This is a genomic window from endosymbiont of Riftia pachyptila (vent Ph05) (assembly GCF_000224455.1).
Lineage (GTDB): Bacteria > Pseudomonadota > Gammaproteobacteria > Chromatiales > Chromatiaceae > Endoriftia > Endoriftia persephonae.
In genome coordinates this window covers 1-20,900 of the sequence record NZ_AFOC01000032.1, presented here as the reverse complement: position 1 = coordinate 20,900, position 20,900 = coordinate 1, and the positions used below count along the sequence as shown (strand labels likewise).

The following is a 20,900-nucleotide window of genomic DNA, read 5'->3' as shown; positions in this document are numbered from 1 at the left end:
CAAATTATTCGCGGCAAGGCGGGAATCGCAAGCAATAGCCGGCCTATTGCCAAGATTTTCAATGCAGCAGCGGGAAATTTAGGCCCCAAGGCTGCCCTTCATGATTCGTGCAAAGGCGCCTTACCCCTTACGACTGACGTATTTCTTCAATCGTTTGCGCTTCTGGATCTGGCGTGGGGTGAGCTTGTTGCGCTTGCCCTCATAGGGGTTGTCACCGGAGCGAAATTCGAGCCGGATCGGCGTGCCTGAAAGCTTCAGGGCACGCCGGAAGCGCCCAACCAGATAGCGTCTGTAGGTGCTGGGGACATGCTCGGTCTGATTGCCGTGGATCACGATGATCGGCGGATTCTTGCCCCCCTGGTGAGCATAGCGCAGCTTGATACGCCGGCCACGCACCAGCGGCGGCTGATGCTCCTGCACCAGCAGCTCCAGCAACCGGGTCAGCTCCGGCGTGGCCAGATCGCGGGTCGCATTGGCGTAGGCCCGATCCACCAGCCGGTAGAGATCACCGACCCCTGAACCGTGCAGCGCCGAGATGTAGTGGTGGGTGGCGAAGTCGAGAAACGGCAGCTTGCGTTCGATCTCCTCGCGCACCTGCTGGCGCTGCCCCTGATCCAGACCATCCCACTTGTTGATCACCAGCACCAGGGCACGACCGCTCTCCAGGATATGGCCGGCCAGATTGGCATCCTGCTCCCCCACCCCCGCTGAGCATCCAGCACCAGCAGCGCCACGTTGGCCTGCTCCAGCGCCTGCAGCGTCTTGATCACGCTGAACTTTTCGATCACCTCGTTGACCCGCGCGCGGCGTCGGACTCCGGCAGTATCGATCAGGGTGTAGTGTTTGTCGTCGTGGACGAAGGGGATGAAGATGCTGTCACGGGTGGTGCCAGGTTGATCGAAGGCAACCACCCGCTCCTCACCCAACATGCGGTTGACCAGGGTCGACTTGCCCACATTGGGACGGCCCACCACCGCAATCTGGATCCCCTCTGGCAACTCCTCCGGCATCTCCACCGGCGGCAGGCTCTCGAGCACCTCGACGATCAGGCCGTGCACCCCCTGTCCGTGGGCCGCAGCGATTGCCTTCGGCTCACCAAGGCCGAGACTGAAAAACTCATTGGCGGCGGCATCCCGGCTCAGCCCTTCACTCTTGTTGACCACCGCAGTCACCGGTTTGCCGGTACGGCGCAGCTGTTCGGCGATGATCGCATCGCCGCCGGTGCAGCCCTCACGGGCATCCAGCAGCAACAGCACATGGTCGGCCTCGCCAATCGCTTGGCGCACCTGCTGCTCCATCAGCAGGTCAACCCCGTCCTCACCGCTGAGACCGCCGGTATCCACCACCACATAGGGGCCGGGGCCGAGCCGCCCCATGCCATACTTGCGGTCGCGGGTAAGACCAGGTTGATCCGCCACCAGCGCGTCGCGGCTGCGGGTCAAGCGGTTGAAGAGGGTCGATTTGCCCACATTGGGGCGGCCCACCAGGGCAATGACAGGAAGCATCAGAATTAACGCAAAGGACCGGGACGTAGCGCGCTCAGGCGGCCGCCATCGTCATAGACATAGACCACACCATCGACCACCAGGGGTTTGGCACGGATCCCACCATCGCCCACCCGGGTGCGCGCCACCAACCGCCCGTCATCCTGGGAGAGCCAGTGCAGATAGCCTTCAAAGTCGCCCACCACCAGATAGTCGCCGACCATCGCCGGGGCCGAGAGGCGTCGCGCATGCAGTTCGGACTGCTGCCAGAGGGCCGCGCCATTGGTCGCATCCAGCGCCCACACATGGGCCTGATCATCGCTCACGTAGAGGGTGCGCCAGTCACCATCCATTCCGGCATAAACCGAGAGATCACGTCGCCAGAGCACCACCCCGCTGGCCTCGGCGATCGCCGCCACCTCGCCCTGGAAACTGGCCGCGTAGACCATCCCCTCCACCGCCAGTGGATCGGCATCCAGGTCGACGATGCGTTCCAGCTCAGTGCGACCGTGGGGGGTGGAGACGGTGGCCTCCCAGATCGCGTTGCCACTCTCCAGGGAGAGACTCGCCAGCTTGCCATTGGAGAACCCCACCAGCAGCTGGCCGTTGCTGATCAGCGGCGCACTGTTGCCGCGCAGCGTCAGCAGCGGTTCGCTGCGATCGAAGACCCAACGCGGCTGGCCGCTGGTCAAATCGAAGCCGGCGACACGACCATTAATGGTACGCGCCACCACCACGCCCTGCCCCACCACTGGCCGCGCCAAGACCTCACTGCTGACACGCCGGCGCCACAGCTCTTCACCGGTCTCGCCACTCAGCGCCAGCAGCTCCGCCTCGGCCGTACCGACCAACACCAGCCCCTCGCCGACACCGGGGCCACCGGTGATCGGCAAACCGGTATCACGCTGCCAACGGGTTTTGCCCCCAGCCCGCTCGATCGCACTCACTTGACCGGCAGCGTTGGCGATATAGATCAGTTCACCATCCAGCGCCGGCGCGATCGCCAGGAAGCGGCCATCGGTGCCCCCTACCTGCTGCTGCCAGAGGGTCTCAACCGCCAACTCTGCCTGTCGCTCCACCAGCTCAGCCGGCGGATCAGCATTGTCTTTGGCCGAGAAGCCGCTGCAGCCGCCCAGCAGCAAGATCAGAGCAACCCAAAATAGCTTGCGTATCATCTCCATCGCCTCAGGGGGTTGCAACTCCAAGGTCATCCAGTTTCATCTGCACCAGTTCGCCATTGCCGACATCGCCGGCCAACGCCAACTGATAGGCTTGGCGGGCCGCCTGCAGATCCCCCTGCTGGCGTGCGATATCACCCCGCAGTGCGGCAAATTCGCTGTCGAAGCCACCGGCTGACGCAGCCTTCACCAGACTGGCTGCGGCCTCGGTCTCGCCTTCACTCAGCAGGATCCGCGCCAGGCGCAGTCGCGCCAGCTGTTTCAGACCGGGCTCTTCAGCATGCTGCATCGCCCATTCAAGCTGCGAGCGAGCCGCCGCACTGTCGCCTTGCTCCATTTTCAGGCTCGCCTGGGCCAGTGCAGCAAACACCGCATAGGCGCTGGATTCATATTCGAGCCGCAGCAGCTCCGCCTGCTTCAGCGCTGATTCGCTCTGCCCCTGGGTGATGGCATCGATCATCTGGCTGAAGGCAACCGAGGCCTCCTCACCGACGCGATCCTGATAGCCGTTCCAGGCCTGCCAGCCAAACACCGCGCCGAACCCGAGCACGATGCCTGCGATCACTGAGGTGCCGTTCTCCTTCCACCACTTTTTTAACGCTTCGACCTGCTCTTCTTCGGTCTGATATCCACTCATGACTCTCAACCCTACTTGGTATTCAATTCGAAAACATCGGTGATCACTTCGCTCAATCGCTCCAGTGCCACCTGCTGCTGCTCACCCTCACCGCGCATGGGCTTGAGGCCTACCTCTCCCCGCGCCAACTCGTCGTCGCCCAAAATCAACGCGTAACGGGCATTACTCTTGTCTGCCTTTTTGAACTGGCTCTTGAAGCTGCCGCCACCACAGTGGGCGATCAACCGCAGCTTGGGCAGCTGATCCCGCAGCCGTTCCGCCAGCAGCATGCCTTCGCGCTGCGCCCGCTCCCCCACCATCACCAGATAGAGGTCGATGCCTGGCAGGCGCTCCGCCAGATCGGTCTCTTCGAGCAGCGCGATCAGCCGCTCCAGCCCCATCGCGAACCCCACTGCAGGCACCCGCCTGCCGCCAAGCTGCTCGACCAGGCCATCGAAGCGCCCACCGGCACAGACTGTGCCCTGGGCACCCAAACGGGTGGTAACCCACTCGAACACGGTGCGCGAGTAGTAGTCGAGGCCACGCACCAGGCGGGGGTTGGCGACGTAGGCCACGCCAGCCCCGTCGAGACCCGCCAACAGGGTCTCGAAGTGCGCCTTTGACTCATCACCCAGATACTCCATCAGACTCGGTGCCCCAGCCACCAGTTCCGCCATCTTGGGATTCTTGGTGTCGAGGATACGCAGTGGATTGCTCTCCAGACGGCGCCGGCTATCCTCGTCTAGCTGCTTCTGATGGGCGCGGAAATAGTCCACCAGGATCGCCCGGTAGGCCTGGCGCTCCTGCGAGGTACCGAGGGTATTGATCTGCAGCTCCAGCCCGTCGAGGCCGATCTCTTGCCAGATCCGGTGGGTGATCAGGATCTGCTCCAGATCCACATCGGGGCCTTCCAGACCGAAGCTTTCCACGCCGATCTGGTGGAACTGGCGGTAGCGCCCCTTCTGCGGTCGCTCGTGGCGAAACATCGGCCCTCGGTACCAGAGCCGCTGCACCTGATTGTGGATCAGGCCGTGCTCCAGCATCGCCCGCACGCAGCCAGCAGTACCCTCCGGGCGCAGAGTGAGACTGTCTCCGTTGCGATCGGCGAAAGTGTACATCTCCTTCTCGACGATGTCGGTCACCTCACCGATGGAGCGCTTAAACAGCTCAGTCTGCTCGACTATCGGCATACGGATCTCATCGTAGCCATAGCGGGTGAGCACCGAGCGTACCCGGTCCTCGAGAAAATGCCAGAGGGGGGTCTGTTGCGGCAGGATGTCCTTCATCCCGCGGATCGCCTGAATATTCTTTGCCATCGGCCAGTTACTGCGGATTGTCGCGTAAAATCAAACGCCGGAGCTTACCACGTCCGGCGAGCGGGTTATAACCCTGATGGCGTGTGTAATCAGTAGTCTGCAGGATCGAAGCGAAAACGGGCGACATTGCGGCGGGTGTGGGGCTCGAGATCGAATGTATCGCCATTGATACTCATGTTGACCGCTCCGGCATTGCCAAATAACACCCGATAGGGTGCCGGCCAATTGCCCAGCACCCGCCGGTCACCCACCTTCATGTTGCCGATCAGGCGAGTACGGCCGGAAGCATCGCGGATCTCTGCCCAACAGGAGTCGTTGAACTCGATCACCACACTGGGGAACGCAGAGCCCGGCTCAGCCGGAGCCGCGTCGACCTCGACAGACTCTTCCGCTTCGACTGCATCGGAGGTGGTCGGCGCCGCCTCCTGCAATGCCTCCACGACAACCTCTGCGCTCTGTTCAGCGGCGATCTCCGCTGCTGCACCAACCGGCTCGCGCGCATCAACCTGCGTTGTCTCTTCCGTCAGAGTCTGTGTAAGCGGCGGCGGCTCAACAACTGCTGCCTCATCCTGTGGAGTGGGCGGTTCAATCTCAGTTGCTGGGGCTATCTTCTTGGGCGTCACCTCGAGTGGCGGAGGTAGGCTAAGGCCTGGGTTGTCGGGCGCCGCTTCACCCTCCTCCAGCATCGACTCCTGCAGCGTCGCCTGGTCCGCTGTGCTCATATCGTGGAGCTCCTGCTCTCCCTGCCACCAGATCGCCAGCAGCAGCAGCAGGGCGATGACGATCACCCAGGTCACGATGCGCACTCCGCCATGGTTGCTACGCATCTCCTTCAGGACTTTGCGGTTGCCGTTGAGCGCGCGCGCTTCTTCCGGCAGTGGTGCAAGGGCCCGGTAGGCGTCGATCACCTCATGTTCCGGCACACCGAGGATGCGCGCGTAGTTTTTCAGATAGCCCTGCACAAACACCGGACTAGGTAGGACTTCATAGTCATCCCACTCGAGGGCCTCGATCATGGTTTCGCTCAGGTGCAGCTGGGCGGCTAGCTTCATCTGATCTATACCCAGCGCTTCCCGCTCTTTTCGCAAGCGGCTGCCAGGCCCCTCTATCGGCTGACCTGCTCCCATCTGCTCCGCATCTTTGGTGGAAAGTACACTCATTATCGTTCTATTTGGTTGAGGAGCTGTATCTCAGGAGCATCCGGGAATTTTCCCCTGAGCAGCCTCTTATACTTGGCAGCTTTCTCTTCATCCCCCAACGCCGTCTCGATCTGAATCCCCATCCAGAGCGAACCGGCGGTTGCCGCCACCTGTTGGTGGTATCGTTCGATATAGTCCCGCGCTGCGAGATGATTCTCCTGCTCCAGCATCATCCCGGCCATCTGGTAAAGGGCCAGAAAAAAGCGATCGTTGGCGCCCAACGCCCGTCGATAATAACGCTCTGCTGCCAATTTGTCGCCACTACGCTCGGCACACAGGCCAGCGTTGGTAAGCGCGATCCAGGGGGTCGGATAGAGCGGGTTCTCCAACGCCAGTTGAAACTGTTTGTCCGCCAGATCATATTGACCCCGTTTACAAAAGAAGCCGCCACGAGCATTGTGAATATAGGGGTTCTGTGGCTGGATCACCAAGGCTTCAGTATAGTGCTGATCAGCAAGCCCGACCTCACCCAACCGCTCATAGAGCAGTGCAATCACATTGTGTGCTTCGGCGCTCTTGGGGTCGAGCTCCAGGCCCCGCTTGAGCTTCTTCAGCGCTATCCCAAGCTGGCCCTCACGCATATAAACGATTCCCATCTCCACGTAGACATCGGCCGGGCTCTTCCGATTCTGATCGCCAAGGTTGCCAGTGGCCCCCCCTTCCGGCCTGAACTCGCCCTGGCTGGCACAGGCGCTGAGCAGCACCGCAAGCGACACTACTGCCAATCGGGTCAGCCAGAATCGTTGTTTCATCGCGCCCCTGCCTCCGCCGCCTGTTGCGGCATTTTTCTTTTCAGTTCACGCTGACTACGATCCTTTACCCGCCCCACCAGCTGGCCACAGGCGGCGTCGATATCCTCGCCGCGGGTCTTGCGGGTAATGGAGATGATGCCCGCTTTCATCAGGCGCTGGCGAAATACCTCGACCCGCTCCGGCGGAGAGGTTTTGTAGGAGGTGCCGGGGAAGGGATTGAAGGGGATCAGATTAAGCTTGGAGGGAGTCCCCTCCAGCAGCCGGATTAACGCCTTGGCGTGCTGGATCGAATCATTGATGCCATCCAGCATCACATACTCCCAAGTGATCTTGCGCCGCTTGTCGCCCTTGATGAAGTCACGACAGGCAGGGATCAGCTCCTCCAGCGGGTATTTCTGGTTGATCGGCACCAGCTGGTCGCGCAACTCATTGGTCGGCGCATGCAGCGACACGGCAAGGCTCACATCACTCACCTCGCGCAGCTGTCTTAGCGCCGGCACGATACCGGAGGTGCTGATGGTGACGCGATATTTGGAGAGCATGTAGGCGGAGTCGTCCTGCATGATATCCATCGCCGTCACCACCGCATCAAAATTGGCGAGCGGCTCACCCATCCCCATCAGTACGATATTGGTCGGTGGATGCCCCAGTTCACGGCTGGCAACCCAGACCTGGCCGATAATCTCCGCCACCGAGAGATTGCGGTTGAAACCCTGGCGAGCGGTGGAGCAGAAGCTGCAGTTGAGCGCGCAACCGACCTGGGAGGAGACACAGATGGTGGATCTCTCCCCATCCGGGATGTAGACCGTCTCGATACGCTGGCCATCATCCAGCTGCAACACCCACTTGCGGGTGCCGTCGCGGGCCGGCTGCTCAAACACCAGCTCCGGCAGACGGATCTCCGCCAGCGACTCCAGCTGCACACGCAACCGCTTGGAGATATCGGTCATCTGATTGAAGTCGATCACACCCTGCTTGTGGATCCATTTGAAGACGTTGCGCCCATGGAAGGCTTTGGAGCCCAGTTCGACAAAAAAGCGCTCCATCGACCGCTGATCGAGCTCCATCAGGTTGGTTTTGTTCAACTCAGACAAGCAGGTTTCCTCATTCCGCGGGATTGACGGCAGCACAGGCACTCAACAGGTAGGCATAGAAACAGATAATCCTGCCCCGCTCAACGTGTTACACGTCAGAACACGCTTAACCACAAGCATCAAAGGGATAAATTACCACAATCGAGCGAAAGACTTGGCGATTCTAGCCAGAGTCTCTGCCACAGGCAATCAGGCAGAGTGATTCAGAGGAAAGCAGAGGCAGGAGGGGCCGCCGCAAACCTGTATTGCGGCGGCCTCAGGAGAAAACATTGAGGTGGGAATCAGATGCCCAGCTTCTCCTTGATTGCCGCAACAACTGTATCACTGGAAGTGGAGTTGACATCCATCAACATCCCCTCGTTGCGGTAGAAGTCGGTCAGCGGCGCGGTCTTCTCATTGTAGACGTCGAGACGGTTGGAGATCGCCTCTTCGGTCTCGTCGTCGCGCTGCACCACATCGGCGCCACACTTGTCGCACTTGCCTTCCACCTTCGGCGGCATCGACTTGACGTTGTAGATGGCGCCACAGCCGACGCAGGTGCGACGGGTAGTGAGGCGGTCGAGGATCACGTCACGCGGCACGTCCAGGTTGACCGCAGCATCCAGCTCGATGCTGAGATCGGCCAGCAGGGTCTTAAGTTGCTCGGCCTGGGGGATGGTGCGAGGGAAACCGTCGAGCAGGAAACCGGCCTTGCAATCATCCTCCTGCAGGCGCTCTTTCATGATGCCCATGATCAGCTCGTCAGGCACCAGATCACCGGCATCCATAAAGGCCTTGGCCTGTTTGCCCAGCTCGGTGCCATCCTTGACTGCGCCGCGCAGGATATCGCCGGTGGAGATCTGTACGGAACCGTCGACAGCGGTCAGCAGCTTGGCTACGGTGCCTTTACCGGCACCCGGGGCGCCCAGAAGAATCAGTCGCATGGTTTTTCTCTCTGCAATCTATTTGATAAGGGGTAAGGAGTTTTCGGGGCGAGATTGTGTCGCCAAGTCGCGCAAAAAGCAAAAAAATCGCGCCTGAGCAGGGAATTCCAATCCGCAGTATGCCTCCCAACGATTGCCGCAGCCGCCGCTCAGTCAACCAGCCGATACACCTCGATCACATCCGGCAACTGCTCGACCTTCAGCAGCAGACGGCTGAGCTGGGCCATATCGGTAACTTCCACAGTAAAGCGCATGGTGGCCCGGTCCTGGGTGCGATCACTGTGGGTGTTGACCCCGATTACATCGACCTCCTCGTTGGTGAGGATCGAGGAGATATCACGCAGCAGGCCCTTGCGGTCGGCGGCATACACCTGAAAATCGACCGGGTAGACGGTTTCGTGGCGTTCGCTCCAGTGCACCTCCACCAGCCGCTTCTGCTCCTGGTCATTCATGCTGCGAATGTTGGCGCAATCGCGCCGATGCACGGTCACACCGCGCCCACGGGTGACAAAACCGATGATCGGGTCGTAAGGGAGCGGCTTGCAGCAGCGCGCCATGCTGGTGAGCAGATCGCCCACCCCCTGCACCACCACCTCGCCGCGGGCCGGCGGCTTGTTCAGGCTCCACTCTTCCGGCAGCGCCACACGAGGCGGCAGCTTGGGAGGCTCACTGAAGTTGGCGATATGCACCGGTGAGAGCTCACCGCGACCGATCGCGGCGTAGACATCCTCCCCCTTGTGCAGATTGTGACGCGCCGCGACCGCCTCCAGGTCGGGCCGTTCACTGATGCTCATGCGGGTCATTTCGCGCTCTAGGGCGGCCCGACCCAACTCCACATGGTGTTCGTAGTCGAGCTGCTTGAACCACTGGCGTACCCGCCCTCTGGCGCGGGAGGTGTGCAGATAGCCAAGATGGGGGTTGAGCCAGTCGCGGCTTGGACTGCCGTTTTTAGCGGTGAATATCTCCACCGTCTCGCCACTGCACAGCGGCCGGGTCAGCTGCACGATATGGCCATCCACCCGTGCGCCCTTGCAACTGTGCCCCACATCAGAGTGGATCGCATAGGCGAAATCGAGGGCAGTAGCCCCCTTCGGCAACTCCACCACCTTGCCCTGGGGAGTAAAAACGTAGATGCGGGTCACCTCCAGCTCGCTGTCGAACTGGGACAGAAAACCCACCGCCTCCTCGCCGCCATCCTTGAACTCGAGCCAGTGACGCATCCAGACGATACGACGCTCGAAATCCTCGTCATGCTTGGTGTTCTCTTTGTAGCGCCAGTGGGCCGCCACCCCCAACTCCGAATGGTGGTGCATGTCGTGAGTGCGGATCTGCACCTCCAGGGTTTTATCCTCGGGGCCAATCACTGCGGTGTGGATCGACTGGTACATATTCGTCTTGGGGGTGGCGATGTAGTCGTCAAACTCGCCGGGGATATGGCGCCAGAGACTATGCACGATGCCCAGTACCGCGTAGCAATCGGCCACATCCTCCACCAGCACCCGTACCGCACGCAGGTCGAAGATCTGCTCGATATCCACCGCCTTACGCTGCATCTTGCGCCAGATACTGTAGATGTGTTTTGGCCGGCCACTGATCCCCGCCTGGATGCCCGCCGCCTTGAACTTCTCCTCCAGCAGGGCGATGACATCCTGGATAAAACTCTCCCGGTCACTGCGCCGTCCATCCAGCTGACTGGCGATGCGCTTGTACGCCTCCGGCTCGAGAAAACGCAGACTGAGGTCTTCAAGCTCCCATTTTATCTGCCAGATGCCCAGCCGGTTGGCCAGCGGCGCGTAGATACTGCGGGTCTGCTCGGCGATGCGGCGCTGAATCTCGGCGGGAAAGTCGCGCGCAATGCGCATCAGGTGAAGCCGCTCCGCCACCACCACCAGCACCACCCGCACATCCTCGGCAATACCTAGCAGCAGGCGGCGCAGATTCTCCGCATGCTCTTCCTGGTCGCCGGCCGGGATCTCTCTGGAGAAGTCGGTGAGGGCGTCGATGCGCGCCATGTCACCGACCATGCGCAGAGTGGCCTCACCAAATCGTGCCGTCAATGCCTCCTGATCGCTCGCTTCGTCGTCAAGCACGCCGAGCAGGATCGCCGCCGCCAGGGTCTCCCGGTCGAGCCGCATGCTAGCCAGCACCTCGGCCACTGAGAGGGCATGACGGATGCGCAGTTCACCGCTCGGCAGACGCACCTCCCCCCCCCGCTCAAGCGCGGTCTGGCAGGCCATCTCCAGATATTCACGGTCACCCGGCTCGATCTGCGGCGCGAGACTATCGAGCCAGGCCTGGATCTTCTCGAGGTCGACCAAATCGCCTTCCGGCAGGTTTGTCGTAACACTGACCATGATTAGGGGATGAGTGGCCGCCCGCCCTCTCTGGCGGCCCTCAGATCAGTCGAGCACATGGCTGACCAGTCCGTCAGCCAACTTGGGTTCAAACCAGGTCGATTTCGGCGGCATCACTTCACCCGCATCGGCCACCGCCATCAGCGCCTCCATGCTGGTCGGGAAGAGCGAGAAGGCAACCTGCATCTCGCCGCTGTCGACTCGCGCCTCCAGCCCCTCTAAGCCACGAATGCCGCCGACAAAGTCGATGCGGCTGTCGCGGCGTGGATCAGAAATACCGAGGATCGGCTCGATCAGGTTGTCGGCCAGCAGACTGACATCGAGCCGCGCCACCGGATCGTCCGCTGGGATGCGCGCCGGGTCGAGGCTCAGGCGGTACCACTGGCCGTCGAGGTACATGCCGAACTCGGCGGTGCCGGCGGGCTTGACCGGGGTGTCGCTCATCTCCAGGGTGAAGGCCGCCTCCACCTTCTCCAGGAAGGCCGCCTTGTCGAGGCCATTGAGATCCTTGACCACCCGGTTGTAGTCGAGGATCTGCATCTGGTTGTGAGGGAAGATCACCGACAGGAAGTAATTGTAGGACTCCTCGCCGGTATGCTTGGAGTTGGCCGCCTTGCGCGCCGCACCGACCCGCGAGCCGGCCGCCGAGCGATGGTGGCCATCGGCCACATAGAGCGCGGGCATCGCATCGAATTCGCGGGTGAGCTGCTCCACCACCTTCTCATCGTCGGCAACCCAGATCTGGTGGCGCACGCCATCGGCGGCTGTAACATCCATATCGGCGGCCCCTTCGGCGATCAGCGCGAGGGTGTCGTCCACCGCCACGGCACTCGGATAGACTAGGAATACCGGCCCGGTCTGGGCATTCAGCGCATCCACCTGACGCACCCGGTCGTCCTCTTTGGCGGGACGGGTGAATTCATGTTTTTTGATGCGATCGTTATCGTAGGCCTGCACCGAGGCGACCGCCGCCAACCCGGTCTGCACATGCTCGCCCATGGTGAGGCGATAGACATAGAAGCAGGGTTTGGCGTCACGAACCAGCACCCCTTCTTGCTCCATCTTCGCCAGATTCTCCGCCGCCTTAGCGTAGACCTCCGGCGAGTAGGGATCGGTACCGACCGGCAGATCCACCTCGGCGCGAGAGATGTGCAGAAAGCTCCAGGGGCGGCCTTCGACCATCTCGCGTGCCTCCGCCTCATTCATCACGTCGTAGGGAGGGGCGGCAACATCTTCGGCGCGGCCATTCGCGGGCCGCAGCCCCGGAAACGCTTTGATTAGCGGCATCTATCTGATCCTTATAAATCGTGTAATGGCGAGCCTCTCTCACCATAGGAAATCGTTAAACGCGCAGATTGTTTCAAATGCACAAGCTACAGATCAAGCACTGCCGAACAGTCAACACTCCAGCGCCCAACTTTTTCTACCCCAAATTGTGCCGTTAACTTGATCCCCGTCACACTCAACCCCCATGTCAGAAAATTCCTACATGGGTTGCGGATCTTTCCCCCTACCCTCTCCACCACCCTGTGACATCCTTGAATTGTCGCCAACAGGACGACAGGGAAGCCATAAGGAACAGGGACGTCTCAAGGACGGAACCGTTTGCCAACCAAGCAGGGCGACATGCCCCACTTCCATGGAATGGGAGGTGGGGTTTTTCCGTTGAGCCTCTGCAGACTGACCGCTCCCTGGCCTTACTCCGAGCACTCGCCGTTTCACAAGCGAGGCACGTGGGTTTGTTCAGTCAGCCCGCCACAGACGCTGTTCAGGGGCGTTGAACGCCCGCCAAAGCTCCCGATAGCTCTGCCCTGTTACGGGATGGATCTCATCACCAGCCACTTCAGACAACGGCAACAGCACAAAGGCGTAGCGAGTAATCTCATCACGCGGCAGTTGCAGGCCGGGCTCATCCACCACCACATCGCCGTAGGTCAACAAGTCGACATCGAGGGTGCGCGGGGCAAACTTGTCAGACTCACGCTGTCTGCCATTTTTTTCTTCGATCCAGCGCAGCTTCAGCACCAGCTCTTGCAGCGACAGGCGGGTAGCGATCCCCACCACCAGGTTGTGAAAGTTATCTCCCTCGAACCCCACCGCCTCGCTCTCATAGATAGGGGAGATCACCAGCTCGCCAAACTCAGCAGTCAGATCGGTTAGCGCCTGCAGAATATAGCGCCGCGGCTCAATGTTGCTGCCTAGGCTCAGCCAGGCGCGCACCAGCTCCGCCTCAACCACGACTGCCGCGCTCGATGATCACGCCGACATCCTGGGCGGCACTCACCGCCCCCGCCTTGTTGGCGGTCAGGCGCAGCCAGGGCACATCAAACTCCTCAAGCACGATCTGTGCGCAACGTTCCGCTAGGGTCTCCACCAGCTGAAAACTGCTCGCCTCGACAAACTGGATCAGACGCTTGCTGACCGCCTTGTAGTCAAGGGTATCCTCGATGCCATCCGAGGCTGCTGCTCTGGCCACATCGGCCCCCATCTCCAGATCGAAAACCACCGTCTGTTTGATCTCCCGCTCCCAGTCATAGATACCAATGACTGTATCGATGCTCAGGCCCCGGATGAATACTATATCCATTCAATCTTCCGTTTGGGTTGGCAAATGGGCCACATGGTAGTGGAGTGGGCCACAATGACAACCCCTGCAGCGACAGCGAAAAGTGTGCGGAATAATCAAGTGCTGCAGCGAGGCAGGTGCGAACAGCTCCATGTCGCCCTGACCACAGGCTCCTAGCCGTCGCTGCTCTCCCTGGGTATGCCGGCCATCCGGTGTTCACTTGATTAACAACATCCTTGACCTGCTGCGGGTGAGCAGGTCCAATTCGCCCATGATTATCGATACCCTGCTGATCCTCTCCGCCTACCTGTTGGGCTCCATCTCCAGCGCCATCATCGTCTGCAAGTTGATGGGGCTACCCGATCCGCGCACCCAGGGCTCCAACAACCCAGGCGCCACCAACGTGCTGCGCATCGGCGGCAAGAAGGCGGCGGCCATCACTCTGCTGGGCGACATGCTAAAAGGCCTGCTGCCGGTACTGGCAGCCCACCTGCTCACCGACTCGCCCCTGACCTTCGCCCTCACCGCCATGGCGGCGTTTCTCGGCCATCTCTACCCAATCTTTTTTGGTTTTCAGGGCGGCAAAGGGGTAGCCACCGCCCTCGGCACCCAGTTCGGACTCGCCTGGCAGATCGGCGGCAGTGTGGCGCTGATCTGGCTCTTCATGGCCAAGGTAATGAAAATTTCCTCCCTTGCCGCGCTGGTCTCGATGGCGCTGGCGCCCGTGATCGTCTGGTGGTTTTGGCCCGCGCCAGAGTTGATCTCAATGCAGGTGATGATGAGCCTGCTGCTGTTCTGGCGGCATCGCAGCAACATCCAGAATATGTTGGTAGGCTCCGAAGAGCCGATCTCCAAGGAACAGGGGCCCAAGACCTAAACCGGTTGGAGTGTCTCCATCAGCCAGCGGGGTTGGGCGGAAAAACGCAGCGGCTCCGACTGCCCCGCCCTGAGCCGCTGCCAGCCGGCATAGGCGATCATCGCGCCATTATCGGTGCAAAATTCCGGTCGCGGGTAGTAGGCCAGCCCGCCCTCCTTCTGCATCATCGCGCCGATCGCCGCACGCAGACGCTGGTTGGCGCTGACACCACCGGCCATCACCAGGGTCGAGACCCCGCTCTGGCGCACCGCCCGCCGGCACTTGATGCGCAGCGTATCGACTACCGCATCCTCGAAAGCACGGGCAATATCTGCCAGGGTCTGGCGACTGACCATTTCCCCCTCCTCCCGCCGAGCAGCCTGCAGGGTATTTAGAGCAAAAGTCTTGAGACCACTAAAGCTGAAGTCGAGACCAGGCCGGTCGGTCATCGGACGCGGAAAGCGATAACGCCCCGGATCGCCCTGCTGTGCCAGCTGCGCCAGCTCTGGGCCACCCGGATAGGGCAACCCAAGCAGCTTGGCAGTCTTATCAAAAGCCTCTCCAGCCGCATCGTCCAACGACTCACCCAGCACTTGGTAGCGACCGATCCCTTCCACCAGCACCAACTGGGTGTGACCACCGGAGACCAGCATCGCAACAAACGGGAAAGGCGGCGGCTCGGCCTCCAGCATCGGCGCCAGCAGGTGGCCCTCCATATGATGTACGCCAATCGCCGGCACCCCCCAGGCCCAGGCCAAACTACGGCCGATGGCGCTGCCCACCAGCAGTGCCCCCACCAGCCCGGGACCAGTAGTGTAGGCAACGCCGTCTATCTGTTCCGCACCGAACCCCGTCCCCCGCAGAACCTGCCGGATTAGCGGCAACACCTTGCGCACATGGTCCCGCGAGGCCAGCTCCGGCACTACGCCGCCATATTCGGCATGCACTGCGATCTGGCTGTGCAGCGCGTGGCCAACTAAGCCCTGTTGGCTGTCATAAAGGGCGATGCCCGTCTCATCGCAGGAGGTTTCGATCCCAAGTACTCGCATCGCCCAATCGACCCTCTTAGTCATTACGAAACAAAATCAGGCGGCCAAGTTTAGCAGACAATCCCACACCACTTTTGAAAAGCACAGAGCCATGTTGTAGAATTCGCGCCTTTCAACCGGGCCCCGGCCAAACAACTGAAATTCTGAGGAACAACTACAGATGCCCAACGTACGCGTCAAAGACAACGAACCTTTCGAAGTCGCCCTGCGCCGCTTCAAGCGATCCTGCGAGAAAGCCGGCGTTCTCGCCGAGGTCCGTCGCCGTGAGTTCTACGAAAAGCCCACCTGGGAACGCAAGCGCAAAGCTGCCGCCGCCGTCAAGCGTCATCTGAAGAAGCTCTCTCGCGAGAACCGCCGCTGGGAACGCCAGTACTGATCGCTTTCTGCGACAGGGATCTCTGAACGATGTTGAAGCAACGCATCCAGGATGACGTAAAGGCCGCGATGAAGGCCAGAGAGAAGCAGCGCCTCGGCACGCTGCGCCTGATCACCGCTGCGATTAAGCAGCGCGAGGTCGATGAGCGCATCGAACTCGATGACGATCAGGTGCTTGCCATCCTAGAGAAGATGATCAAGCAACGTCGTGACTCGATCGCCCAGTATCAGCAGGCCGGCCGCGATGAGCTGGCCGCTCAGGAGCAGAGCGAGATCGAGATTATCCAGGACTACATGCCTGAAGGTCTCAGCACTGAAGAGATCAACTCCCTGATCGAGGAGGCGATTGCCTCCTCGGGCGCCTCCGCCATGAAAGATATGGGCAAGGTGATGGGGCAGCTCAAACCCAAGATGCAGGGCCGCGCCGACATGGGGCAGGTCAGCGCCCTGGTCAAGCAAAAGCTCTCCGGCTAACCTTCTCTCCCCTCTCGGCTGGGGGCATCAGCTATCTTATGCGTTATCCCCAGCATCGCAGATAGCTTCAGACCCATGGCCGGCCGAATCCCCCATCACTTCATCGATGAACTACTCAGTCGGGTGGACATCGTCGATCTGGTCAACCAGCGAGTGCCGCTAAAGCGCGCTGGCAAAGAGTACCAGGCCTGTTGCCCGTTCCACGACGAAAAGACCCCCTCCTTCACCGTCAGCCCGGAAAAACAGTTCTACCACTGCTTCGGTTGCGGCGCTCACGGCTCCGCCATCAGCTTCCTGATGGACTACGACAACCTGGGGTTTATCGAGGCGATTGAGGAACTCGCCACCAGCACTGGCCTCGAAGTCCCCCGCGAAGGTGGCCTGCCGCAAGGGCCAGACCTGCGCCCCCTGTTCCAACTTATGGAGCGCACCGCCAGCTACTACCGGCATCAGCTGCGCGACCACCCCCAGGGGCAGACCGCCATCGACTATCTGAAACAGCGCGGCCTGACTGGCGAGATCGCCGCCACCTTCGGCATCGGCTTCGCTCCCCCAGGCTGGGACAACCTGCTGCAGCACACAGGCCAACAGAGTGAGACACTGCGCCAGCTGCGTGAGACCGGCATGATCACGGAAGGAGAAGGCAAACACTACGACCGCTTTCGCAACCGCATCATGTTCCCGATCCGCGACCGGCGTGGCCGCACCATCGGTTTTGGCGGCAGGATATTGGAGGATAGCGCCACGACGGACAGGGCGCCAAAAGCGGCCGGCCCCAAATACCTCAACTCCCCCGAGACCCCCTTGTTCCACAAGGGGCGCGAACTCTACGGCCTGTTTGAAGCCAGCCAGGCACTGCGCAAGATCGACTCCTTGCTGGTGGTCGAAGGCTACATGGATGTGGTTGCCCTGGCTCAGTTCGGCATCCGCAATGTGGTAGCCACCCTCGGCACCGCGACCACCAAGGAGCATCTGGAGCTGATCTTCCGCATCTGTCCCGAGGTGATCTTCTGTTTCGATGGCGACCGCGCTGGCCGTGATGCTGCCTGGAAGGCCCTGCAGACCAGTCTGCCGGTGATGCGCGAGGGACGTGAGGTGCGCTTTCTGTTCCTGCCTGATGGCGAAGACCCCGACACCCTGGTGCGCAAAGAGGGGGTAGAACAATTCAGCGACAGAGCGAAAGCGGCCATGCCACTCTCCCGCTTCCTGTTCGACCAACTCAGCAGCCAGATCGACATGCAGTCGATCGACGGCCGCGCACGCCTGGCGCAGCTAGCGAAACCCCTGCTTGAGCAGCTACCCGCCGGCCTCTTCCGCCAGATGATGTTTCAGGAAATCGAAGGACTGGTCGGCATCAAGCCGGGACAACTCGACAGCAGCACACCACAAAATCAACAGGGCAAGCCCGGCTCCACCTCTCGAAAAAAATACCAGCAACAACGTCTCACACCCCTGCGTAGCGCCATTGCGCTGTTGCTTGACACCCCCACCCTGGCACAGCTGGCAGCGGACACCGATGACGATTGGCAACAATGGCAAGCTCCAGGAGTACCGCTGCTACGCCAGCTACTTGAATTAATCCGGGCCCAACCTACGCTTAATAAAGCGGCCATCATCGAACGCTGGCGAGACCAGGAAGCCTTCGCCGCATTGGATAAATTAGCCACCTATCGATTTGATCTTCCTGGCATGGACAAAGAGGCGGAATTTCGCGATGCGATCAGCAGACTCAATCAGCAATACCGCAAGCAGAGCGCAAAAACGCCACACAAGCTCAATCCTAGCGAGCTCTCCGAGGAAGAGCGTCGGGCACTTCGACAACGCTTTCCTGGTCAAAGATAGGCGGCCACGCTGAATCAATGCAAAAAACCCGGGTAAAGCGCTATCGCTGCCCTGGAATCATGCTAGAATGGGGAGTTTATTCGTCGGCACTCGCCTGACTCGGACTACAAGGTTGAAAATGAATCAGGAACAACAGCGATCACAGCTAAAACAACTGATTGCAAAAGGTAAGGAACAGGGCTTCCTAACCTATGCGGAAGTCAACGACCATCTGCCCGAAGGCATCGTCGAGCCGGAGCAGATCGAAGACATCGTACGCATGATCAATGACATGGGGATCACCGTACACGAAACCGCCCCCGACCTTGAAGACAAGACCCTGAGTGACGAAGCTGTCACCAGCGATGATGACGCCGCCGAAGAGGCCGCCGCCGCGCTGGCCAGCGTCGACAGCGAGTTTGGCCGCACCACCGACCCGGTACGAATGTACATGCGCGAGATGGGCACCGTCGAGCTGCTAACCCGCGAAGGCGAACTGCGCATCGCCAAACGCATTGAGGACGGCCTCAAACAGGTCTCCGCTGCCCTCGCCACCTTCCCCGTCACCATCGAGATGCTGCACAGCATGCTCACCAAGGTCGGTGAAGGTGAGAAGCGTATGGCGGATGTCATCAATGGCTTCATCGACCCGAACGAGACAGACGAGATCCCCATCCCGCGCCCCCCTCGAGCGAAAGATAGTGGCGACGAGGAAGATGAAGAACCCGTCGATACTGGCCCCGATCCTGAAGAGGTTGCCGCCAAGACAAAGGAACTAGGCAAGCGCTACAACGCCCTCTGCAGCGCACTCAAGAAGCATGGCCGCAACAATCCCAAGACCCAAAAGGCGCTCGAGGCCTGCGCTGAAAGCTTCCTCGAGTTCAAACTGGTCCCGAACGCGTTCAATCACCTTGTCGCCAGCCTGCGAGACACCATCGCTCGGATTCGCGCGCAAGAGCGGATCATCATGAATCTTTGTGTCGACCGGGCGCGTATGCCCAGAAAAGAGTTCATCGCTTCTTTCCCCGACAACGAAACCAATCCGGACTGGCTGCAGCAGCAACTTGATGCCGGTAAATCCTACAGCGAGCCGCTGCAAGAGTATGCCGACGATATCGCCCGCGCCCAGAAGCGCCTGATCACTCTCAAGCAGGAGTGCCAGCTCACCATCAGCGACATCAAAGAGATCAATCGCAAGATGTCCATCGGTGAGGCCAAGGCCCGTCGCGCAAAGAAAGAGATGGTCGAGGCCAACCTGCGTCTGGTGATCTCCATCGCCAAGAAATACACCAACCGCGGCCTGCAGTTCCTCGACCTGATCCAGGAGGGAAACATCGGTCTGATGAAGGCGGTGGACAAGTTCGAATACCGGCGCGGCTACAAATTCTCGACCTACGCCACCTGGTGGATTCGTCAGGCCATCACCCGCTCCATCGCGGATCAGGCACGCACCATCCGCATCCCTGTGCACATGATCGAGACCATCAACAAGCTTAATCGCATCTCCCGTCAGATGATCCAGGAGATGGGCCGCGAGGCTACCCCGGAAGAGCTGGCCGAGCGCATGGAGATGCCCGAGGACAAGGTCCGCAAGGTTCTGAAGATCGCCAAAGAGCCGATCTCCATGGAGACCCCGATTGGCGACGATGAAGACTCCCACCTGGGCGACTTCATCGAAGACTCCGGCGTTGTCTCGCCAGTCGACTCAGCCACTTCGGAGGGCCTGCGCGAAGCGACCCAGAACATGCTCTCCGGACTCACTTCCCGTGAAGCCAAGGTACTGCGCATGCGTTTCGGTATCGACATGAATACCGACCACACCTTGGAAGAGGTCGGCAAACAGTTCGACGTCACCCGCGAACGCATCCGACAGATCGAGGCCAAAGCACTACGCAAGCTACGCCACCCCTCCCGCTCCGAGCGGATGCGCAGCTTTCTGGACAACGAATAAGCTGGCGGGTCTATCCCGCCCTCTTTTCAGCAGCGTTTTATCTGCTAGAATTCGCGCCGTCCATAACGCCTTGCGCCTGTCGGCGGCAAATCCCATCGGGCCCTTAGCTCAGTTGGTTAGAGCAGGGGACTCATAATCCCTTGGTCGTAGGTTCGAGTCCTACAGGGCCCACCAATAAAAACAAATAGTTACAGAAGGTTCCAGGCCACCTGGCTGATCAACCCAATCCAAGCAAATCTTCTTTAGAGAGATCAGACGCCAGCACTTTGAACACCTGCCGGGAATAATGGCTCATCGCCTGCTGGTCTTTCAGCAGGTGAGTGGCATCTTCCCTATCTTTGCTCTCTAAAAGCATGGTCAGCACCGCGCTGGTCACCACCCTTTGCAGATCGCCACCCTGCATCATCTGCTCTTCGCTGTTGCCGACTTCGATCTGCTTGCGCACGATGGGATCACGGCGCGCCTGCTCGCCGATTGCCAGCAGATTGCCCATGCGCTTGATGCGATCCCCTTCCGAGAGACCCTCGCCAAACAGGCTGTTCAGGGCGTGAATGATTTCGCTGATTCGCTCACGCGTCCGGTCTCGACCCTCGCTGATGCCACCGGCAACCGGGCACAACTCGGGAGCGTCCTCCTTCACCCCAAGCGTCATATCCGTCCCCTCGCGCTGATAGAGCTTGAGGTGAGTCATGCGCAGACCGGAGAGATCGATCTCCGTCATCGGCACATTGGCCAGCCGTTTCACATAGAGACGGATAAAGCGACTGAGCTTCTCCAACTCGGGATCACCCAGCGGTACCACCTGGGCGATGAATTCGTAGAGGCGTACAAACTTGCGCATGCCGTCGCGCAGCTTCATCAAGCCGTCACGCTCGGCAGCGTATTCGGCGCG

Annotated in this window: 18 protein-coding genes, 1 tRNA gene and 1 pseudogene; 6 read left to right on the top strand and 14 right to left on the bottom strand. The window is 60.5% G+C overall.

What is annotated here, in order from left to right; genetic code table 11:
- Positions 1–120: 120 nt before the first annotated feature.
- The 12 genes and pseudogenes from der to folB form a co-directional block, all read right to left on the bottom strand.
- Positions 121–1,505, bottom strand: a pseudogene (der, locus tag RIFP1SYM_RS06700) (ribosome biogenesis GTPase Der).
- A gap of 5 nt (positions 1,506–1,510) precedes the next feature.
- The gene (bamB, locus tag RIFP1SYM_RS06695; RefSeq protein WP_005960985.1) at positions 1,511–2,695 is read right to left on the bottom strand and encodes an outer membrane protein assembly factor BamB; all 1,185 of its coding nucleotides are present in this window, start codon (positions 2,693–2,695) and stop codon (positions 1,511–1,513) included.
- Positions 2,670–3,299 carry a YfgM family protein gene (locus tag RIFP1SYM_RS06690; protein ID WP_006473986.1) on the bottom strand — a complete coding sequence of 210 codons (630 nt, stop codon included), beginning with the start codon at positions 3,297–3,299 and terminating at the stop codon, positions 2,670–2,672. Before RIFP1SYM_RS06690 ends, bamB begins: the two co-directional genes overlap by 26 nt.
- Before the next feature lie 11 nt (positions 3,300–3,310).
- Complete coding sequence (gene hisS / locus RIFP1SYM_RS06685) at positions 3,311–4,594, bottom strand: histidine--tRNA ligase (RefSeq protein WP_005960983.1); 1,284 nt, start codon at positions 4,592–4,594, stop codon at positions 3,311–3,313.
- Between the two features lie 89 nt (positions 4,595–4,683).
- A complete protein-coding gene (locus RIFP1SYM_RS06680) occupies positions 4,684–5,754 on the bottom strand; it encodes a RodZ domain-containing protein (protein WP_005960982.1) in 1,071 nt (356 codons plus the stop codon).
- On the bottom strand, positions 5,754–6,545 hold the full coding sequence (pilW, locus tag RIFP1SYM_RS06675) for a type IV pilus biogenesis/stability protein PilW (protein WP_005960981.1): 792 nt from the start codon (positions 6,543–6,545) through the stop codon (positions 5,754–5,756). Before pilW ends, RIFP1SYM_RS06680 begins: the two co-directional genes overlap by 1 nt.
- Positions 6,542–7,639 carry a dual-specificity RNA methyltransferase RlmN gene (gene rlmN, locus RIFP1SYM_RS06670; protein ID WP_006473988.1) on the bottom strand — a complete coding sequence of 366 codons (1,098 nt, stop codon included), beginning with the start codon at positions 7,637–7,639 and terminating at the stop codon, positions 6,542–6,544. The genes pilW and rlmN overlap by 4 nt, the downstream gene beginning before the upstream one ends.
- A gap of 281 nt (positions 7,640–7,920) precedes the next feature.
- A complete protein-coding gene (locus RIFP1SYM_RS06665) occupies positions 7,921–8,562 on the bottom strand; it encodes an adenylate kinase (RefSeq protein WP_005960979.1) in 642 nt (213 codons plus the stop codon).
- A gap of 149 nt (positions 8,563–8,711) precedes the next feature.
- Positions 8,712–10,916 (bottom strand): RelA/SpoT family protein, encoded by a 2,205-nt coding sequence (locus tag RIFP1SYM_RS06660; protein ID WP_005960978.1) that lies wholly within the window; start codon positions 10,914–10,916, stop codon positions 8,712–8,714.
- A gap of 45 nt (positions 10,917–10,961) precedes the next feature.
- On the bottom strand, positions 10,962–12,203 hold the full coding sequence (locus tag RIFP1SYM_RS06655) for a DUF1015 domain-containing protein (RefSeq protein ID WP_005960977.1): 1,242 nt from the start codon (positions 12,201–12,203) through the stop codon (positions 10,962–10,964).
- A 456-nt stretch (positions 12,204–12,659) separates the two neighbouring features.
- Positions 12,660–13,154 carry a 2-amino-4-hydroxy-6-hydroxymethyldihydropteridine diphosphokinase gene (folK, locus tag RIFP1SYM_RS06650; RefSeq protein WP_005960976.1) on the bottom strand — a complete coding sequence of 165 codons (495 nt, stop codon included), beginning with the start codon at positions 13,152–13,154 and terminating at the stop codon, positions 12,660–12,662.
- Complete coding sequence (folB, locus tag RIFP1SYM_RS06645) at positions 13,147–13,503, bottom strand: dihydroneopterin aldolase (protein ID WP_005960975.1); 357 nt, start codon at positions 13,501–13,503, stop codon at positions 13,147–13,149. The genes folK and folB overlap by 8 nt, the downstream gene beginning before the upstream one ends.
- Positions 13,504–13,753: 250 nt before the next feature.
- On the opposite strand from folB, the gene plsY reads away from it, so the two are divergent.
- Complete coding sequence (gene plsY, locus RIFP1SYM_RS06640; protein WP_039959896.1) at positions 13,754–14,359, top strand: glycerol-3-phosphate 1-O-acyltransferase PlsY; 606 nt, start codon at positions 13,754–13,756, stop codon at positions 14,357–14,359.
- Here the strand turns inward: plsY and tsaD are convergent.
- On the bottom strand, positions 14,356–15,387 hold the full coding sequence (tsaD, locus tag RIFP1SYM_RS06635; protein WP_006473992.1) for a tRNA (adenosine(37)-N6)-threonylcarbamoyltransferase complex transferase subunit TsaD: 1,032 nt from the start codon (positions 15,385–15,387) through the stop codon (positions 14,356–14,358). The two genes, plsY and tsaD, sit on opposite strands and share 4 nt — an antisense overlap.
- 160 nt (positions 15,388–15,547) lie before the next feature.
- On the opposite strand from tsaD, the gene rpsU reads away from it, so the two are divergent.
- The 5 genes from rpsU to RIFP1SYM_RS06610 all read left to right on the top strand — a co-directional run bounded on the left by rpsU (position 15,548) and on the right by RIFP1SYM_RS06610 (position 20,182).
- The gene (gene rpsU, locus RIFP1SYM_RS06630; RefSeq protein ID WP_005960972.1) at positions 15,548–15,763 is read left to right on the top strand and encodes a 30S ribosomal protein S21; all 216 of its coding nucleotides are present in this window, start codon (positions 15,548–15,550) and stop codon (positions 15,761–15,763) included.
- 29 nt (positions 15,764–15,792) lie between these two features.
- A complete protein-coding gene (locus RIFP1SYM_RS06625) occupies positions 15,793–16,236 on the top strand; it encodes a GatB/YqeY domain-containing protein (protein ID WP_005960971.1) in 444 nt (147 codons plus the stop codon).
- Positions 16,237–16,311: 75 nt separating this feature from the next.
- Entirely contained in the window at positions 16,312–18,078 is a 1,767-nt protein-coding gene (gene dnaG, locus RIFP1SYM_RS06620) for a DNA primase (protein WP_005960970.1), read from the top strand.
- A gap of 118 nt (positions 18,079–18,196) precedes the next feature.
- A complete protein-coding gene (rpoD, locus tag RIFP1SYM_RS06615) occupies positions 18,197–20,008 on the top strand; it encodes an RNA polymerase sigma factor RpoD (RefSeq protein ID WP_006473994.1) in 1,812 nt (603 codons plus the stop codon).
- A 97-nt stretch (positions 20,009–20,105) separates the two neighbouring features.
- A tRNA-Ile gene (locus RIFP1SYM_RS06610) sits at positions 20,106–20,182 on the top strand.
- Between the two features lie 43 nt (positions 20,183–20,225).
- On the opposite strand, the gene RIFP1SYM_RS06605 is transcribed toward RIFP1SYM_RS06610, so the two are convergent.
- Positions 20,226–20,900 (bottom strand): hypothetical protein (locus RIFP1SYM_RS06605; RefSeq protein WP_050798725.1); only part of this gene is annotated, 675 nt, incomplete at its 5' end.

Excerpts from the sequence above, each read along its gene's own strand:
- tsaD (WP_006473992.1), bottom strand. The coding sequence starts at position 15,387 with ATGCGAGTACTTGGGATCGAAACCTCCTGCGATGAGACGGGCATCGCC.
- RIFP1SYM_RS06625 (WP_005960971.1), top strand. The coding sequence starts at position 15,793 with ATGTTGAAGCAACGCATCCAGGATGACGTAAAGGCCGCGATGAAGGCC.
- rpsU (WP_005960972.1), top strand. The coding sequence starts at position 15,548 with ATGCCCAACGTACGCGTCAAAGACAACGAACCTTTCGAAGTCGCCCTG.
- folB (WP_005960975.1), bottom strand. The coding sequence starts at position 13,503 with ATGGATATAGTATTCATCCGGGGCCTGAGCATCGATACAGTCATTGGT.
- RIFP1SYM_RS06665 (WP_005960979.1), bottom strand. The coding sequence starts at position 8,562 with ATGCGACTGATTCTTCTGGGCGCCCCGGGTGCCGGTAAAGGCACCGTA.
- dnaG (WP_005960970.1), top strand. The coding sequence starts at position 16,312 with ATGGCCGGCCGAATCCCCCATCACTTCATCGATGAACTACTCAGTCGG.
- RIFP1SYM_RS06655 (WP_005960977.1), bottom strand. The coding sequence starts at position 12,203 with ATGCCGCTAATCAAAGCGTTTCCGGGGCTGCGGCCCGCGAATGGCCGC.
- hisS (WP_005960983.1), bottom strand. The coding sequence starts at position 4,594 with ATGGCAAAGAATATTCAGGCGATCCGCGGGATGAAGGACATCCTGCCG.
- plsY (WP_039959896.1), top strand. The coding sequence starts at position 13,754 with ATGATTATCGATACCCTGCTGATCCTCTCCGCCTACCTGTTGGGCTCC.
- RIFP1SYM_RS06660 (WP_005960978.1), bottom strand. The coding sequence starts at position 10,916 with ATGGTCAGTGTTACGACAAACCTGCCGGAAGGCGATTTGGTCGACCTC.
- pilW (WP_005960981.1), bottom strand. The coding sequence starts at position 6,545 with ATGAAACAACGATTCTGGCTGACCCGATTGGCAGTAGTGTCGCTTGCG.
- bamB (WP_005960985.1), bottom strand. The coding sequence starts at position 2,695 with ATGACCTTGGAGTTGCAACCCCCTGAGGCGATGGAGATGATACGCAAG.
- RIFP1SYM_RS06680 (WP_005960982.1), bottom strand. The coding sequence starts at position 5,754 with ATGAGTGTACTTTCCACCAAAGATGCGGAGCAGATGGGAGCAGGTCAG.
- rpoD (WP_006473994.1), top strand. The coding sequence starts at position 18,197 with ATGAATCAGGAACAACAGCGATCACAGCTAAAACAACTGATTGCAAAA.
- RIFP1SYM_RS06690 (WP_006473986.1), bottom strand. The coding sequence starts at position 3,299 with ATGAGTGGATATCAGACCGAAGAAGAGCAGGTCGAAGCGTTAAAAAAG.